Below are 16,323 nucleotides of genomic sequence, written 5' to 3'. Positions count from 1 at the left end.
GTACGGCCGGAGCCGCGGCCGGACGTCGGGCGACCGGCCGCCCCACAGGGCACCGGCCGATCCGCCGCTCACGCCGTGGCGGCCCGGTGATTGGCGAGCAGGACACCGGCGCCGCCGAGGACGAGCCCGGTGACGGCGAGCGGATGCAGCGACTGGCCGATGAGGACCCAGGCCAGCACCGCCGTCACCGAGGGCGTCAGGAAGAACACCGTACTCACCCGGCTTGCTGACGAGCGGAGCAGCATCTTGTTGAGCAGGATGAACGCCGCGATGGAGTTGACCAGCACCATCCAGGCCACGGACGCGCCGAAAGCCGCCCAGTCCGACACCCGTGGGGTCTCGACCGCCAGGCAGACCAGCCCGACCGCGGGGGCGCTGACGAGAAGCTGCACCGCGGTCCCGGTACGCACGTCCATGCCGGGGACGAACCGCTTCTGGTAGAGGGTGCCGGCGCTCAACCCGAGCAACCCGACCAGGCACAGCACCACACCCCAGGCGGACAGGCTCACCCGGTCGGCCACCGCGAGGACGACACCGGTCGCGCCGAGGGCGAAGCCGAGCCCCTGCCGCCGGGTGACCGTCTCGCCGAGCAGCCGCATGGCCAGCACGATGACGACGGGGCTGAGCCCCTGGACGAGGGAGACGACCGCGGCGGGAAAGCCCATGCCGAGCGCGGTGTAGAAGCTGCCGAACTGCACGGCCTGGATCAGCAGGCCGGAGACGGCGATGTGCGCCGCCGCCCGGCCGCGCGGCCAGGGCGCGCGGGTGATCAGGGCGTAGCCGGCGAGCAGTACCCCGGCCAGGGCGAAGCGCGCGAACATCAGCAGCAGCGGGGGAGCGGCCGCGACCCCGGGGATCCCGGCGATGAAGGCGCTGCTCCACAGCACGACGAACACGGCGGGCGCGACCGGCGTCAGCCGCTCTTTCGCGCCCCTCCTGCCCGTCGGGCCGCGGCCCGACGGGCGAGCCGTCGCCGGCGGTGGCCCAGGCGCCCCAGAGGGCCCAGACGGCCCAGGCTGCCCAGGTGGCCCAGGCTGCCCCGCCGGTCCGGGACGCTCAGAGAGCCCAGGTGGCGCACCGGACGGCGGCCCGGGTGAAGGTCCGGACAGGCCCGGGGTGACCGGCGTCAAGGAGTCGTCCTTCCATGAGACCCACCCGTGAGGACACACGCGGCGGCTGAGGGTTGGCTGGCCGGCGCCTGGCATCCAGGCACGTCGAAGCAGACGTGTGGCGCGGTGGCACAGCGACAGATGGTTCAGGAGGCGCGCAGGGCCGACCGGCGCAACTCCCACAGGTCCTTGTCCGAGGTGCAGACCCCGGCGGCGCCGTGGCGGAGCGCCTCGACCACGTCCGCCTCACCCTGGACGAACCCTGCGGCCAGGTACGGCACCCCCAGGTCCCTGGCCTGCTGCTCCACGTAGCGCAGCACGACCGCGGGCATGAGCTGGACCAGGTCAGGACGGGATCGGGTGATGGCCTGGATGCTCCGGTGCAGGTTGGAGCGGTCGGTCACGAACACCTTCTGCATGGCGAGCAGGCCGAGGCTGCCGGCCCGCTCGATGATCGCCGCCCGGGTGGAGCAGATCCCGATCGCCCCGATCCCCTTGAGGTAGGTCAGGGCGCCGGGGTCGTGGCCCAGACCGGGGGTCGAGTCCATGTTGACGAACACGATCTTGCCCGCGGCGAGGGTCCGCTGGACGGTCGCCTCCAGATCGCCGAGCGGGACCGAGGCGAGGATGCCGAGCGGCGTGGAGGTGGAGGTGAACCTGTCCGCCATCTCCACGCCGACCAGCGACGCCATCACGGGGTGTTCCGCGAGCGAGGTCAGCAGGCGCCGGTCAACAGGACGTTTCGGACGAGAGTTCACCGGTCCACCTTATGCGTCAGCCCTGCTCGGATGTGTCGGCCTGGAATCGGCTGGGCAGCCCCAGCTTCCCCGGGTTCATGATTCCCTCGGGGTCGAGGGCCTGCTTGAGCGCCAACAGGGTGCCGAAGCCGCTGCCCAGCGAGCGTTCGACGTACGGCGAGCGCAGCAGTCCGACGCCGTGGTGGTGGCTGATCGCGGCGCCGTGCCGGATGAGCACGTCGTTGGCGGCGTCCCATGCGGCCTGGTACCACTCGCGACGGCGAGCCCGTTCCACGTCGCCGCGCAGGGAGAAGTACAGGCAGGCGCCGTCGGTGTAGGCGTGGGACTGGTGCGCGGAGGCGCGCAGCGTGCCGGGGACCGCCTCGATGGCCGTCACCACCTCGTCGTAGATCACCGGCAGCGACGACCACGGCGCGGCGATCTCGCAGGTGTCGGCGACGAAGCCGGGGCCCTTGGCGAAGCCGTCGCCGGACTTGCCCACGATCATCCGCTCGTCCAGCCAGCGGGCGAGGATCGCGTCGCCGTCGAGCGTCACCGCCGCCCGCTCCGCGCAGACCTTCTCGACCACCGCCATGGTCGCATCCACCAGCGCGGGGTCTCCCTCGTCGGCGATGAGCAGCAGGTTGGTGTCCCGCTCGCCGAAGTGGGTGCCGCTCTCGTGGGCGTCGTACAGGCGCAGCACCGCCGGGGTGGCGCCCCGCTGGAGGATCTCCCTGCAGGCGTCGAGCCCCGCGGCGAACGTGTCGAAGCCGTACGCGAGCCCCACCGCGTAGTCGGGCAGCCGGTGGGTGCGCAGCCGCAGCCTGGTGATCACGCCGAGCGTGCCCTCGGAGCCGATGAACAGCTGGCGCAGGTCCGGGCCGACGGCGGCCCGTGGGTAGGTGCCGTAGGTGGCGGTGCTCCCGTCGGGCAGCACCACGTCCAGCCCGACGACCATGTCCTCGATCTTCCCGTACCGGGTGGACAGCTGGCCGGCCCCCCGGCAGGCGGCCCAGCCGCCGACGGTCGAGATGGCGAAGGCGGACGGCCAGTGCCCGGTGGTGGCGCCGTACGTCTCCTGCAGCTCCCTTTCGAAAAGGTCGCCGAACATGCCGGCCTGCACCTCGACGATCATCGACTCGTCGTCGAAGGAGATGATCCGATTGAGCCGGCAGACGTCCAGCACGACCCCGCCGAACACCGGCAGGGCGGCGCCTAGGACGTTGCTGCGGCCGGCCGAGACCGTCAGCGGGATGCCGTGCGCGTGGCAGAGCCTGACGACCGCGGCCACCTGCTCCTCGTCCGCCGCCTCGACGATCACGGCGTCGGGGGTGGCGGGGTGGCCGTCCGTCTCGCCGATGGACGTGCCCGCCCACCAGTCGCGGGTGCGCACGATCACCTCGTCCCGCTCGGTGTGCACGGCGGCGGCGATCGCGCGCAGTTCGGCGACGACCGTCCCCGGAACCTCGACCACGGCGGTCTGCAGGCTGGCCCTCCCCGCGCCGGGCGGGCAGTCGGCGGCCCAGCGCGGAGGGGTGGGCGCGCCGACGACGTAGTCGCCCCGGTTGAACGGATGGGTGATGGTCTGCCTGCTGATCATGTAAGTGCCTCCATCAGTACGTTCTTCTCGCGGTCGATGTCAGAGAGGTACTCGTCGACCTGCCTGGCGACCTCCTCGTCGGACAGCCCGAGCTCCCTCTGGAGCAGCAGGCCGACCTCAGGGGCCGCCTTGACCGACAGGTCACGGGCGAACACCCGCATGCGGGTGCGGCGCGACAGCACGTCGTCGACGGTCCGCGCCAGCTCGCACCTGGCCGCGTAGACCACCTCGGCCCGCAGGTGGGCGGTGCCCTCGACGATCGGCTCGGCCAGCGAGGGGTCTTCGCTGAGGAGGTCGGTGACGAAGCGGGCCTCGGTTCCGTACCGCTGTCCCAGGTGGGCGCCGAGCCCTCCGGTGGCCGAGGTGGCCTCCGCGTCAAAGCCGGCGCCTCCCAGCAGGGGCAGGCGTGCCGTACGGCATCGGGCCCTGCGGCCGAGCACCTTCAGGGCCGCGTCGACGACCAGCTCGCCCATGTGACGGCTGGTGGTGAGCTTTCCGCCGGTGACGGTGACGAGCCCGTGCGCGTCGGTCGAGATGCGATGGTCGCGGCTCATGTCGAGCGTGGCCCCCTCCTTGCCGCCGACAAGGGGACGGAGCCCGGCGATCGAGCCGACCACGTCGTCGGGGCCGAGACCGGCGTCGAAGGCGGTGTTGGCCCCGTCGAGGAGGTACTGCATCTCCTCCCTGGTGCACAGCACGTCCTCCAGAGAGCCGTCGTAGTCGGTGTCGGTCGTCCCGACCACGACCACGTCCCCCCAGCGGGTGCAGGTCGCGCGGCGGGCCCGGCCGGGGATGGGCACGGTCACGGTGCCGTCGACGGGCAGCCGGGTCCACGGCACCACGATGTGCACCCCCTTGGCGGGACGGATCCGGGGCCGGTGGCCGGGATCCGACAGGGCGTCGAGCGTGTCCGACCAGACGCCGGTGGCGTTGATCACGACGCCCGCCCGCACGTCGATCTCCCTGCCGTCGACCTCGACGGTCGCGCCGCGCACCTTGCCGCCCTCGCGCACGAGGCCTCGGCAGGCGGCGCCGTTGAGGACGGTGGCCCCGAAGTGCGCCGCGGTACGGGCGATCGTCAGGGTCAGGCGCGCGTCGTCGGTGCGGCTGTCGTAGTAGAGCAGCCCGCCCTTGAGCTGCTCGGCGCGCAGCCGGGGGGCGCGGGCGAGGACTTCGGGAACGCTGAGCCGCTGGTGCAGCCTGCCGATGCGCCAGCCTCCCGCGAGGTCGTACGTCCACAGCAGGCCCTCGAAGGCCTTGGCGATGCGCGCGTCGAAGACGCCGTCCTGGGCGAGCACGGGGAAGACGAACGGCAGCCGCTGCACCAGGTGTGGCGCGTTGTGACGGAACCGCTGCCGCTCCAGCAGCGAACGCCGGACCAGTGGCAGGTTCCCCTGCTCGATGTACCGCAGGCCGCCGTGCACCATCTTCGACGACTTCGACGACGTGCCTGACGCGAAGTCGTCTCGTTCCACCAGCGCCACGGTCAGGCCGCGGGTGACGGCGTCGAGCGCGGTGTAGCAGCCGGTGATGCCACCGCCGACGACCAGCACGTCCACGGGCCGGGAGGCGAGCCGTTCGATCTGCTCCCTGCGGTCGAGTGCGAGCGCGGTACGGCGGATGGCGCTCTTCGCCTCTGACCTCGCCTTGCGTTCGGGAAGCCGGATCACGACGTTGATTCCTCCTGTGCGTCGGGTTTGGGCCCTCGCGAGCCCGGTCCTGGTGGCCGGGCGCCGGGCCCGGCGGTGATGATGTGGCGGGCCAGCAGGTCGCGCCATGCGGCGCGGGCCTCCAGGCGCTCGGCCTCGGAAAGGGTGGGTTCGAACACGGGGGCCGCCTGGAGTCCGGCGACGGCCGCCGAAACACTCGGCCACAGACCGGCCCGTACGCCACCGAGGTAGGCGACTCCGCGGAGGCTGGCGGTCTCGTGGCCGAGGGCACGCCGTACCGGCCGGCCGATCAGATCCGCCTGGGCGGACATCAGCACGTCGCTGCTGGCCAGCCCGCCTCCGCAGAACAGGTCGGTGACCTGCCTGCCCATGACCTCCTCCACGCCTTCCAGCAGGTCGCACACCGAGTGCGCGAAGCCGTCGAGGACGCCGCGGGCCAGTTCCGCCCGGGTCGTGGACAGGCTGAGCCCGGCGAGCACCCCGGTGGCCTCCGGCGACCAGGCCGGTGTCCGCAGTCCCGCCAGGGCGGGCAGGAACATCACCCGGCTCGGGCCGGTGTGCTCGCGGGCGAGTGCGGCCAGCTGAGCCGGCGAGTCGAACAGCCCGATCTCCTCGCACAGCCACCGCATCGCCGACCCGGTCGTCGAGGCGTAGCCCTCCAAGCTGAACACGGACGTGCCCCGCGATCGCCAGCCGACGAGCGTGAGCACTCCTGGCACCTGGCGCCGGTGGACGGGCGGCCGGTCGCCCGCGACGGCGTCGAGGAACGTGCCGGTCCCGTGGACGGTCGTGGCCTGGCCCGGCCGGTGAGCACCGAGCGCGATCATCGCCGCGTGCTGGTCACCCATGACGGACAGGATGGGCAGCCGCACGCCGAGAACGGCCGGGTCGGTGGCGCCGAAGTCGCCGTCGTCGTCGACGATCTCCGGCAGCACGTCGCGCGGGCAGCCGAGAAATTCGACCCACGGCTCGTGCCAGTCGCCCGTCCGCAGATCGTAGGCGCCCGCGGCCACGGCGTTCGTGGCCGACATGACATGCCGGGCACCACCGGTGAGCTTCCAGACCAGCCAGGTGTCGACCGAGCCGAAGGCCAGCCTGCCCTCGTCGCGAGCCCTGCGGGCGGCCGCGTTGCCGGCGACCTCCTCAGCCGCCCAGAGCAGCGGCGCCCGGGAGCCGACCGGCCGGCCGGTGTGCTCCACCAGGCGCGCGTCCCACTCCGGCTCCCACTCCCGCAGCCGGGCGGCGTACCGGCGGTCCTGCCACACCACGGCCTGGCTCAGGGGGCATCCGGTCACCGTGTCCCACAGCAGCACCGTCGCGCGCTGGGTGGAGATCGACACTCCGGTGATCTCCACCCGGTGCGCGGCCGCCCAGTCCAGCGCCTGACGGCAGACCTCGACGGTGTTCGCCCAGATCTCCGTAGCGTCCTGCTCGACCCGCAGATGGTCGGGCGAGCGGACGGACAGGGGCAGGTACGCGGGTGGTGCGGCGCCGCCGTCGTCGAGGACGACGGCGGCCCGGGTGCCCGTGGTGCCCTCATCGATGCTGAGTACGCCTCGGCGGCGTTCCCTTGTCATCCGCGAAGGTCCTTTCATCGTGTCCGAGCCGGACACCGTTCAGGCCGACACCATCGTGCGCCGCTGGAGGCTGATCGCCTCTTCCTCCAGGTTCACCGCGGCGCGGGTCGGGTCCCACTTGATCGCCATGCAGGTGAGCAGGCCCACCAGCGGCACCACCGACAGGACCATCAGGCTGCTGCCCACTCCGATACCCGCCTGGAGCTGCGGGAACAGGTACAGGCCCGCAACCGATCCGAGGCTGCCGAGCATGCCGGTCACGCCGGTGCCCAGCGTGCGGATGTCGCTGCGGTACGACAGCGCCGCGATCGACTTGCCGTTGGGGCCAGGGCCGGCGGAGTGGAAGAAGATGAACAGCACCGGCAGCAGCGCGGCCAGCCCGATGGGCAGCTGCTTGAACGTCGCGCCCATCACCAGCAGGGCGACGAACACCATGGCGTAGCCGGCCATCGAACTGACCCGCAGGCCCAGCCGGCGGCCCGCGTAGGCCGACAGGCAGCCGCCGACGATGCCGACCGCGTTGAAGGCCATGGAACCGACCGTCGCCTTCTCGAACTCCCTGCCGAACAACTCGAGACTGATCACCGGCAGGTACCAGCCCACGGCGAAGTACTGCATGGCCTGGGTGAGGGAGATGACGGTCGACAGCACGGTCCTGGGCAGGTAGGGCTTGCGGAACAGGACGCCCGCGTCGCGCAACCCGACCTGGTGGGTGGCGCCCTGTGCGAGCCCGGCCTCCTGCGGCCCTTCCTGCGCGGCGAAGCCGTACATCCTGCGCAGGTTCGCCGCGGACTCCCGCAGCCTGCCCTTGGCGGCCAGCCAGGTGGGGCTCTCGACGAGGAAGACCAGTTGCAGGACGAACAGCGCGAGCGCGAAGGCGGCCGAGGAGCCGACGGACCAGCGCCAGATGTCGGCGCCGACGTCGAACTTGTAGAACAGCAGGGTCAGCAGCAGGTTGGTGGTCGTCGCGGTGTACCAGACGCCCTGCCAGAAGTTGAGCCTGCCCTTGAGGGAGGCGGGGGTGTACTCGGCGAGCAGCGCCATCGCCACGGCGAAGTCGATGCCGTAGGCGATGCCCACCAGGGCCCGCCCGGCGAAGACGGTCTGGAAGTCCGAGCCGGCCGCGGTCAGCAGCGCGCCGACCGCGAAGACGACCTTCGTCATCAGCAGCGGCCTGACCCGGCCGATCCGCGCGGCGAGCCAGCCGCCGAAGGGATTGGACAGGATGGCGATCGCCGGAGCCATCGCGGTGAGCACGCCGACCTGCGTGGGTGACAGGTCCAGCTGCTTCACCATGGGGGACAGGCCGGCTCCCAGCGCCGCGTTGGAGTAGGCGTCAAGGAACAGGCCCGCCAGGGCGAGGAACCAGATCCAGTTCGCCCTGCCGTTCAGGCTCTTGAGGGTGTCGATGAGGTTGGCCGCGTCGCCGGCGTCGCGGATGACCGCTGTTCTCGTGTGAGCGGAGCCTTCGTTCATGCCCAGCCGCCTTTCGGGGGGTGAATCCCTGCCAGCGGTCCAGAACGACAAAAAGCACAGACGAAGACCACTGACAGGAATGTCTTCGTCTGTGCCTGTCGGTTGCCGGGACGTTATTAGCGAACTGTCCGATTTGTCAAGTGTCGCGGGCTGGTTGTGAGCTGCCGCGGCATCCGCCCTAAAGTCACCTGGCATGGCCTATGTCGTGCAAGCTGTGTGGACCGCCCGCGCCGGTGAGGAGAACGCCGTCGCGGACATCATCCGGATCATCACCCCGTTGTCGCGCCAGGAACCGGGCAACCTCGGCTACCAGGCTCACGTCTGCGTCGACGACCCCCGAAGGTTCATGATCTACGAGCGGTACGTCGACGCCGCGGCCTTCGAGGCGCACCGCGCCTCCGCCCACTTCCAGAAATATGTCGTCGGCGACTGCCTGGCCCGGCTCGCCTCCCGGGAGGTCGTCGCCTACGAGCCACTCGACCCCTGACCCGCCCGCCGGTGGACGGTGTCACTCCCAGGGAGCGGCGCTCACTGCCTGAAACGCCAAAGAAAGGTATGCGTCTGTCCCTTCATTGGAAATCAGCGCGATGGGCGGAATGGGGAACGGGCCCGGCAGGTTGCAGCACAACGTAGCCGGATTTATCACATGATTCCGGGAAGCAAGTCCAGGGTGTAACCGATTCGACGTGGAGTGATCGCAATGATCGTGTTGAAGAACGTTCTCGCGTTCGGGGCAGCGGCGGCTTTCATCTTCGTGGGGCCGGCGACCCTGCCTCCCGAGATCACCGGCGCCGACACCGTGGCCGCGGCACACTACACCGCATCCACCGCCGATCCCGGCCCTGGGAACGGTATCGGCCTGGGCGGCACCAACGCGGGCGGTGGCGGCAGCAACAGGAACAATTAATGAAATTTGTGAAATGCCATGAAAACAAGATGAAGGGGCGCCGGAAGTCATTCTTCTGGCGCCCCTTCATCGTTGCTGAAGACCTGTCGAGGCCGTCCAGGTCGAGCCCTGGCTTGCCGAGCGTCCATCGGCTTGCCTCAAGCGAGACCGCCTCTTAAAAATCTTGCATGTCAATGTCCGTTATCATGAAAGAGGCCCATCCGAAACGCAGAACCACGGCCCAGGAAGCGAGTCCCCCTCATGTCCGACTTCCCTCCGGCGGACGAAGACTCCCGCAGCTTCACCTTCCCCGGCGACCACACCGGCACCGTCCCGTCGCTGCACCTGCTCGCCCTGACGGGCGCCCCCGACACCTCGTACGAGACGATCCGCCCGCAGTTGCGCGACACCGACACCCTGGCCTTCTGGCCGATGGTCGTGAACGGTGCCGACGTGGTCGCGGTCGGGATGAACGAGAAGGCCTTCCCGCTCGACCGCGAGAACGTCACCTGGCTCGCCCACCTGCTGGGCCTCGCGGACGACGCCCCGCACCAGTTCGTGGTGTCGATCGACCGCGACCTCGCCAACCCGGACTTCCTGAGCGTCGAGGTCGGCCTCGGCTGGGTCGAGCTCCGGCTGTACCAGGAGCGTGTGTACACCGGCGTCCGCGTGATCATCCCCGCCGACCACTGTGACGAGGTGCGCGAGGCGCTGACCGCGCTGACCGCGCTGCTCCCGCAGGCCCCGCACACCCTGGTCGGGCAGTCGGCCCGATGAGCGAGCTTCCGCAGCTCGTCGAGCGCGCCGCTCCGGCATCCCCGCGCCTCGGTCCGCGACGCGATCGCCACGGGAGTGCTCCGCTGATCCTCGCGGTCGTCGCGGACGGCTAGATCGCTCGCGCGTCGAGGCTCGCGAAGAACTTCTGGATGTCGGCCACCAGCGGATCGGGGGCCGCCATCGCCAGCATGTGGCTGGGGTGCTCGTGGTCTTCCCAGTGCACGATGTCGTTGGCGCGTTCGGCGATCCGGCGGAAGGCCGAAGGGCCGCCGTGGGAGACGCCTGTCGGCACCACGTTCTGGTCGATCGGCATGCCCGCCGCGCCCTCGTAGTAGGTCCACGACGACGACCCGCCGGTGCCCGTCAGCCAGTACAGGCTCGCGTTGGTGAGCACCAGGTCGCGGTCGATGGGCTCCTGCGGCGCCGACCCGTCGGGCCAGCCGTCGAACTCCTTGAACCTCTCCACCAGGTAGGCCAGCTGGGCGACCGGCGAATCAGCCCAGCCGTAGCTGAGCGTCTGCGGCCGGGCGGCGAGGTAGGGCGCGTAGCCGCTTCCTCCCGCGCTGCTCAGCATGTCGGCCAGCCATTCCACGCTGGCCCGCTCCTCCTCCGACAGCCCCTCGAGGTCGGCCGGGTCGCCGGTCGGCATGCCGAGGCCGCCGGTGATGTGCACTCCGACCACGTGTTCCGGGGCCAGCGCGCCGAGCTGCGGTGAGACCAGCGCGCCTGCGTCGTTGCCGTGGACTCCGTAGCGCTGGTAGCCCAGCCGGCTCATCAGTTCCGCCCACGTGCGGGCGACCCGCTCGATGTTCCAGGGCCGCTCGTCGGCGGGCTCGGGAAACGGGGAGAACCCGAACCCGGGCAGCGAGGGGGCGACCACGTGGAAGGTCCGCGACAGCGGGCCGAGCAGATGGGTGAACTCGGCGATCGAGTTCGGCCAGCTGTGCGTGATGATCAGCGGGAGCGCGTCGGGGTCGGCGGACCGAACGTGGAAGAAGTGCACGCTCTGTCCGTCGATGTCGGTGGTGAACTGCGGGAACCTGTTCAGTCGCGCTTCCTGGGCGCGCCAGTCGTAGTCGTCCGCCCAGTACCGCACCAGCTCCTTGAGGTACGAGACGGGGACCCCGCGGCTCCACTCGGCGCCCGGCAGGCGGCTGGGCCAGCGGGTGCGGGCCAGCCGGTCGCGCAGGTCGTCCAGGTCGGCCTCAGGGGTCTCGATGCGGAAGGGCCGGATGTCAGTCACGTCGTGCGTCATGAAACCCACGCTAGACAGTAATGCGGAAAGGTTCTTTCCTCATTTGCCCGGCTGGTTCGTGATCTCGATTACCCAGCTGATCAGGGACGGCCGTAAGGGCTTCGAGCCGAGACGGCCGGCCATGCGTCGCGGGTGTCAGCGGTGCTCGGGGTCGCGGATCAGAAGGCGGTCAGCTCGCCGTACCTCCGCAGGATCGTGGCGAGGTCGCCTGGCTTGTCGCGGAGCGTGCCGTCCAGGAAGGCGACCGTGGTCTCCACGGTGACGCGCGGGCCGCCGGCGCGCCCGAAAGAGCCGACGAGCGCGGGCAGGGGCGGCAGGTACAGCGGGGAGTCGGTGAAGGTGAGGTGCGCCGAGCCGGGGACGGTGAGCCGGTAGCTCGGCGCCGTGCTCAACTGGAGCACCTGCGTGAGGCGGGAGAGGTAGTCCGCCTCCTCGCCCGGCGCGATCTCGTGGGTGAGCGCGAGCACGGGCTGGTCGAACGGGCGCGGAGCGGGGTCGCGGGGGAAACCGTCCAGGACGATGACGGCGGCGAAACGCGAGTCCTGGCGCGCGGCCTGCAGGGCGGCGGCGCCGCCGAGAGAGTGGCCGGTCGCCGCGGCCCGCCGGGTGTCCAGCCGTCCGGTCAGCGGGCCCTGGATCTCGCCGCGGTGCAGCCGGCCCAGCTGGGTGAGGGCGAAGCTGAGGTCGGCGGCCCTGACCGCCGTCCACCCGGCGGCCCGCCTCGTGTCCTCCGCGTCGTCGCCGGTCGCCTTGACCCGGGTGCGGACCGTCCGGCCGTCGGCCAGGGTGACGACGGCCGAGTCGTAGGGGTGGTCGATGGCCGCGACGACGTACCCGCGGCTGGCCAGTTCCTCGGCCCAGGCGGTGTTCTGGGTGCGTACGCCGCCCAGCCCGGGGGAGAACAGCACGATGGGGAACCGTCCGCCCTTGTCGGCCACCGGGGCGTCGGGCGTCGAGCGCGCGTACGCGCGCACCGCCTCGTCCAGCATGAAGCCGGGCACACCGAGGTAGTCCGCCGTGCCGTGGGCGACGAGCCGCGCCTCCTGCTCGGTGCGGCCGAGGTATCGCGCGGGCCGGGCTCCCTCGGGATTGCCGCGCGCGGGATACCAGAGCTGCACCACGACGGTGCGCCGGTCGTCGGGCTGGGCCGTGGCGGTCTCGTCGCGATCGGGATCGGTCCACTGGACGACGGTGGTGCCGACCCCGTACGCCCCCGACGGTTCGGGGAACACGGGCAGGGGGAGCGCCCACGCCGCCCCCGCACCGGCGACGATCAGGGCCAGGCAGGCCGCCGACCCCGGCAGTGCCACCCACCACCGGGCCCGCCACCCGGGCCGCTCGGCACGCCGTCTGAGCACAGGGAGCGCAGCCAACGCGAGCGCCATGGCCCCGCCGGCGAGGACGGGGAGAAGCTGCCAGCGGATCCCGAGCACCGCCAGGACCGCCGCGGACAGCGCGAGCGCCCCGCCGGCGACCGTTCTGACGGGCCGGCGCGCGCCGGGCGGCAGCCAGCGGGCCAGCACCAGCATGACGGCGGCCACCAGGGCCAGGAGCTCCACGAGCGACAGCCCGAGTATCGTCACATCCATGTGATCATTCTTGGCGCGCCGCCCCTGCCTGGCATCGGCTCGAAGGTCCAGACCCGCGTGCCACCCTGGTATGACCTCCGAACGGCGGGTGCGATCAGGGTCGCATGGGGTCAGGTGACACGTCCCGTGGTCGGCGTCAGGGCACGCGCCAGTACTGTCGCTTGTCCCTGTCGCGCACGACGACGCCGATTCTGGTCAGTTCCTTGCGCAACTCCCTGGCGTCGTCGCCCTTGTCCCCCTTCAGCGCCTGGGCGCGGGCGGCGAAGACGGCGTCGGCGCCGTCGGGGAGGCCGGAGGCGCCGGGCACCCAGAGCCGGTAGGCGTCGTCGTGCGGGTCCGTCTCCGCCCAGCCGTACCCGTGCTTGGTGAAGGCTCTGGACAGGCGTTTCGCGCTCAGGTCGGTCTCCTCCCTCGCGGCCTCCCGGCCGTGATGTCCGAGCAGAACGAGCTGCTTGCCGTCCTTGAACGCCAGGGCGATCTCACCCCCGTCGACGACCTGGGTCTCGTCCCTGGTGGAGAGCGTCACCTGCGCGTCGGAGACGGCGACGGTCAGGGATTCGTGCAGGGCGGTGAGACCCAGCAGCAGGCCCGCGACGGCGCCCACGGCGACGGCGCCGATGGTGAGCCCCGGCTCGGGGAACGAGCTGAGCAGCTTGGCCGGGCCCTGGAACGGCGCCCACGGCAGGGTCACGAGCCATCGCGCCAGCAGCTTCACCAGCCAGCCGACCAGGGCGCAGCCCGCGACGCAGACCAGCATCACGAGCAGGGCGGAGTCGGCGACGACGGTGGCCTCAGGATGTCTACCGGCTTTCACGTCATTCGAACATACCGTCACCGAAGGCCGGCCGGCGGGCGCGCGCCTCGACGGCGACCAAAGTCGGAAGACCGTCGACTTTGGGAGGGGGTGGTCAGGATCAGGCGACGCACACACGCGCGGGTCCGGGCGAGCCGCCGGGGTCCCGGCGGGTCAGTGCGAGCGTTCGGTCCCGACGAGGAGGACGCGGGAGCGCGCGTCCAGCGCGCGTCCAGCGCGAGTGCGGCGCGCGTGTCGGCGTCCATGGACAGCAGCCCCGCCGCGCCCGCCGCCCCGCACGGCGAGAGCCGTACTCCCTGGCCGGCCAGGGAACGTGCGGCGTCCTCGGCCTGCTCGTCGGTGATGGTCACGAACGCGTCGGCCAGGCGTGCGAGCAGCCGCCAGGCCAGCAGGGACGGCTCGCGGCAGTCGAGCCGCCCCAGCGTCGTCCGCCCGCCGCCGACCCTGGAAGGCCGGCCCTCCATCGCGCTGACCATCAGGCAGGGGGCGGCCTCCGGTTCCACGACGACGATCCTGGTCTCCTCGCCCCAGCGGTCGCGCACGTAGCCGGCGGCGGCGCCGGCCAGCCCGCCCACGCCCGCCTGGACGAACACGTGGGTGGGTGCCGTGCCGATCTCGGCGAACAACGTGGTGTAGCCGCGCATGATGTCGAGCGGGACGTCGGTGTAGCCCTCCCACGAGCTGTCGGCCACCAGCCGCCACCCGTGGGTCCGTGCCGCCCGCGCCGCCTCCGCCATGCTCTGCTCGTAGTCGCCGGCGCTGCGCCGTACCCGCGCGCCGAACGAGCGCAGCCGCCGCGCGAACGGCTCGGGGACGTCCTCGCTGAGGTAGACGACGGGGTCGCCGCCGAACTCGCGCACCGCCGCCGTCATGGCCAGGCCGTGGTTGCCCGCGCTGGCGCACACGAACGGGGTGGCGGCGGCGACCTCGCGCAGCCGCCCGTCGCCGGGGTGCGGGCCGTACAGCCGTTCGGCCTCGGCGGACACCAGCCGCGCCACCGCGTGCCCCTGCCCGTGCCGCGGACGTGACCGCCCGCGGCACGAGTCCGCCGAGAACGGCCACAAGGACTCCGGCCGGGCACTCACCCGGCCACGATCGCCGGGCGGGCCAGTTCGCGGTAGCGGCCGGAGTGGAAGACCAGTGGGTCCCCTCCGGCGCGCTGGTAGCGTTCCACCTCGCCGACGAAGATGTGATGGTCACCGCCGCCGAAGGTCGAGACCGTACGGCAGGCGAAGCCGGCCAGGGCGCCGGCCAGCATCGGCAACGGGTGGTCGAGCAGCTCCACCCCGGCGAACTTGTCCGGCGCGGGCGTGGCGAAGCGCCTGGACAACTCGCCCTGCCCCGCGGCCAGCACGTTGACCGCGAAGCGCCCTGCCCGCAGGAACAGCGGCGCGCTGGGGGCCCGGTCCGACAGGCACCAGAGCACCAGCGGAGGGTCGAGCGAGACCGAGGTGAAGGAGTTGACCGTCACCCCGGCCCGCTCGCCGTCGGCCACCGTGGTGACGACCGCCACCCCGGTGGCGAACTGCCCGAAGGCGTCACGCAGCGACCTCATGCCGCGACCCGGTCGAGATAGGCCTGGGCCAGGGCGCCGTCCATGAACCATTCGGCGTAGTCGGCCGGGTCGTCGAAGCCGTTGACGAAGCGGGAGGCGATGTCCTGGAACCGGCCGGCCGCGCCCAGAAGCGCCAGATGGTGCGGTTCGGCCGGGGCGAGCAGGGCGTTGGTCCAGCTCGTGACATGGCGGGCCTGTGCCCAGAACCGGTCGAAGGTCTGCTGCATCCACACGGCGTCGAACGGCCGGCCGCCGCGCTCCAGGATCGCCTGGAGGTAGACCGCCGCGCACTTGGCGGCGTTGTTGCTGCCCTGCCCGGTGATGGGGTCGTTGAGCACCACCACGTCGGCGACGCCCAGCACGGGCGCGCCCGAGGGCAGGACGGCGACGGGGTGACGCACCGTGGGAGCGAAGCGGCCGGTCAGCACGGCGTTGGCGTCGGTGAGCTCGATACCGGCGCAGCGTTCGGCCTCCCAGGGGAGGAAGTCGGCCAGGATCCTGCGGGCCTGATCCAGATGCGCGCCGGGGCCGTCCAGGCCGCCCCAGCAGTCCATCGGGCCGCCCGGCGTACCCTCGAACACCATGATCTCGCAGGGGCCGGTGTGGGTCAGCGCGGGGAAGACGAAGTACTCGCCGAGGCCGGGCAGGAGGTTGAAGCAGACGGCCGAGTGTTCCGGGCGCGGCCGCAGTCCGTTGACGTAGAGGAGCGCGAGCGCGCGCTGCGGGCTGCCGTACGGCGAGCGGGCCGCGTCCCGCTGGAAGAGCGAGGCGACCTGTCCCTTGCCTGCCGCGACCAGGACCAGGTCGTACCGGGCGGCGTAGCGCTCGAGATCCTCGGCCGTCGCGTCGTGGATGACGACCTTGCCGCCGAGTCGTTCGACCTCGGCCAGCCAGGCCGGCATCTTCATCCGCTGGTCGACCGAGACCGCGGGGGTGTGCAGCCGGGCGGACCAGCCGATCGCCTTGCCGCCCTCGGGGCCGGGCACCGACAGTTCGATGCCCTCGATGGGCGGGCAGGCACCGGCCCACCAGTCCAGGCCGAGGGCGCGTTCGTGCGCCTGGGCGGTGCCGAACATGGCCTGGCCGGACATCACCCGGCCGTCCCTGAGGGACTCGGCGGTGCGGTTGGACACGACGGTGACGTCGTAGCCGTTCTGGAGGAGGCCGATGGCCAGGTGCAGTCCGGCCTGACCGGCGCCGACGACGAGAATGCTGCGCATGGTGGGTGTTCCTTCTGTCAGATGGTGGTGTTCGATCGGCGCCTGATTCGAAGGTATG

General features: G+C 71.6%; 15 protein-coding genes. 3 read left to right on the top strand and 12 right to left on the bottom strand.

The genetic code is table 11. The features are described from left to right. Positions 1 to 68 precede the first annotated feature (68 nt). The 6 genes from ACFSKW_RS00495 to ACFSKW_RS00470 all read right to left on the bottom strand — a co-directional run bounded on the left by ACFSKW_RS00495 (position 69) and on the right by ACFSKW_RS00470 (position 8,169). Positions 69 to 896, bottom strand: coding sequence for a DMT family transporter (locus tag ACFSKW_RS00495; RefSeq protein WP_379567898.1), 828 nt, complete (start codon positions 894 to 896; stop codon positions 69 to 71). Positions 897 to 1,255: 359 nt separating this feature from the next. Next, positions 1,256 to 1,867, bottom strand: coding sequence for a glycerol-3-phosphate responsive antiterminator (locus tag ACFSKW_RS00490; protein WP_379567896.1), 612 nt, complete (start codon positions 1,865 to 1,867; stop codon positions 1,256 to 1,258). Positions 1,868 to 1,883: 16 nt separating this feature from the next. Next, positions 1,884 to 3,446 carry an FAD-binding oxidoreductase gene (locus ACFSKW_RS00485; protein WP_379567894.1) on the bottom strand — a complete coding sequence of 521 codons (1,563 nt, stop codon included), beginning with the start codon at positions 3,444 to 3,446 and terminating at the stop codon, positions 1,884 to 1,886. Continuing rightward, positions 3,443 to 5,116, bottom strand: coding sequence for a glycerol-3-phosphate dehydrogenase/oxidase (locus ACFSKW_RS00480; protein ID WP_379567892.1), 1,674 nt, complete (start codon positions 5,114 to 5,116; stop codon positions 3,443 to 3,445). The genes ACFSKW_RS00485 and ACFSKW_RS00480 overlap by 4 nt, the downstream gene beginning before the upstream one ends. Beyond that, positions 5,113 to 6,693: an FGGY family carbohydrate kinase gene (locus ACFSKW_RS00475; RefSeq protein WP_379567890.1), complete on the bottom strand. Its 1,581-nt coding sequence runs from the start codon at positions 6,691 to 6,693 to the stop codon at positions 5,113 to 5,115. Before ACFSKW_RS00475 ends, ACFSKW_RS00480 begins: the two co-directional genes overlap by 4 nt. A gap of 39 nt (positions 6,694 to 6,732) precedes the next feature. Further along, complete coding sequence (locus ACFSKW_RS00470; protein ID WP_379567888.1) at positions 6,733 to 8,169, bottom strand: MFS transporter; 1,437 nt, start codon at positions 8,167 to 8,169, stop codon at positions 6,733 to 6,735. Between the two features lie 193 nt (positions 8,170 to 8,362). Here ACFSKW_RS00470 and ACFSKW_RS00465 point away from each other — a divergent pair, with 193 nt between their 5' ends. The 3 genes from ACFSKW_RS00465 (at position 8,363) to ACFSKW_RS00455 (ending at position 9,832) form a co-directional block, all read left to right on the top strand. Then, positions 8,363 to 8,656, top strand: a complete 294-nt coding sequence (locus ACFSKW_RS00465) for a putative quinol monooxygenase (RefSeq protein ID WP_379567886.1) — start codon at positions 8,363 to 8,365, stop codon at positions 8,654 to 8,656. 213 nt (positions 8,657 to 8,869) lie between these two features. Then, complete coding sequence (locus ACFSKW_RS00460; protein ID WP_379567884.1) at positions 8,870 to 9,076, top strand: hypothetical protein; 207 nt, start codon at positions 8,870 to 8,872, stop codon at positions 9,074 to 9,076. Positions 9,077 to 9,316: 240 nt separating this feature from the next. After that, positions 9,317 to 9,832: a hypothetical protein gene (locus ACFSKW_RS00455; protein WP_379567882.1), complete on the top strand. Its 516-nt coding sequence runs from the start codon at positions 9,317 to 9,319 to the stop codon at positions 9,830 to 9,832. Positions 9,833 to 9,941: 109 nt separating this feature from the next. Here ACFSKW_RS00455 and ACFSKW_RS00450 read toward each other — a convergent pair whose 3' ends face one another. The 6 genes from ACFSKW_RS00450 to ACFSKW_RS00425 form a co-directional block, all read right to left on the bottom strand. Further along, positions 9,942 to 11,087, bottom strand: a complete 1,146-nt coding sequence (locus ACFSKW_RS00450) for an epoxide hydrolase family protein (protein ID WP_379567880.1) — start codon at positions 11,085 to 11,087, stop codon at positions 9,942 to 9,944. A gap of 158 nt (positions 11,088 to 11,245) precedes the next feature. Then, complete coding sequence (locus ACFSKW_RS00445) at positions 11,246 to 12,676, bottom strand: alpha/beta hydrolase family protein (RefSeq protein ID WP_379567878.1); 1,431 nt, start codon at positions 12,674 to 12,676, stop codon at positions 11,246 to 11,248. A 136-nt stretch (positions 12,677 to 12,812) separates the two neighbouring features. After that, positions 12,813 to 13,490, bottom strand: coding sequence for a YqeB family protein (locus ACFSKW_RS00440; RefSeq protein WP_379567876.1), 678 nt, complete (start codon positions 13,488 to 13,490; stop codon positions 12,813 to 12,815). A gap of 17 nt (positions 13,491 to 13,507) precedes the next feature. After that, a complete protein-coding gene (locus ACFSKW_RS00435; RefSeq protein ID WP_379567874.1) occupies positions 13,508 to 14,488 on the bottom strand; it encodes a pyridoxal-phosphate dependent enzyme in 981 nt (326 codons plus the stop codon). 83 nt (positions 14,489 to 14,571) lie between these two features. Continuing rightward, positions 14,572 to 15,045: a flavin reductase family protein gene (locus tag ACFSKW_RS00430; protein WP_379567872.1), complete on the bottom strand. Its 474-nt coding sequence runs from the start codon at positions 15,043 to 15,045 to the stop codon at positions 14,572 to 14,574. Next, complete coding sequence (locus ACFSKW_RS00425; RefSeq protein ID WP_379567870.1) at positions 15,042 to 16,265, bottom strand: styrene monooxygenase/indole monooxygenase family protein; 1,224 nt, start codon at positions 16,263 to 16,265, stop codon at positions 15,042 to 15,044. The genes ACFSKW_RS00430 and ACFSKW_RS00425 overlap by 4 nt, the downstream gene beginning before the upstream one ends. Between the last annotated feature and the right edge of the window lie 58 nt (positions 16,266 to 16,323).

It is taken from the genome of Nonomuraea mangrovi (genome assembly GCF_042681425.1).
Lineage (GTDB): Bacteria > Actinomycetota > Actinomycetes > Streptosporangiales > Streptosporangiaceae > Nonomuraea > Nonomuraea mangrovi.
The sequence above is the reverse complement of the archived record's forward strand: the minus strand, read 5'-3'. Positions and strand labels throughout refer to the sequence as shown.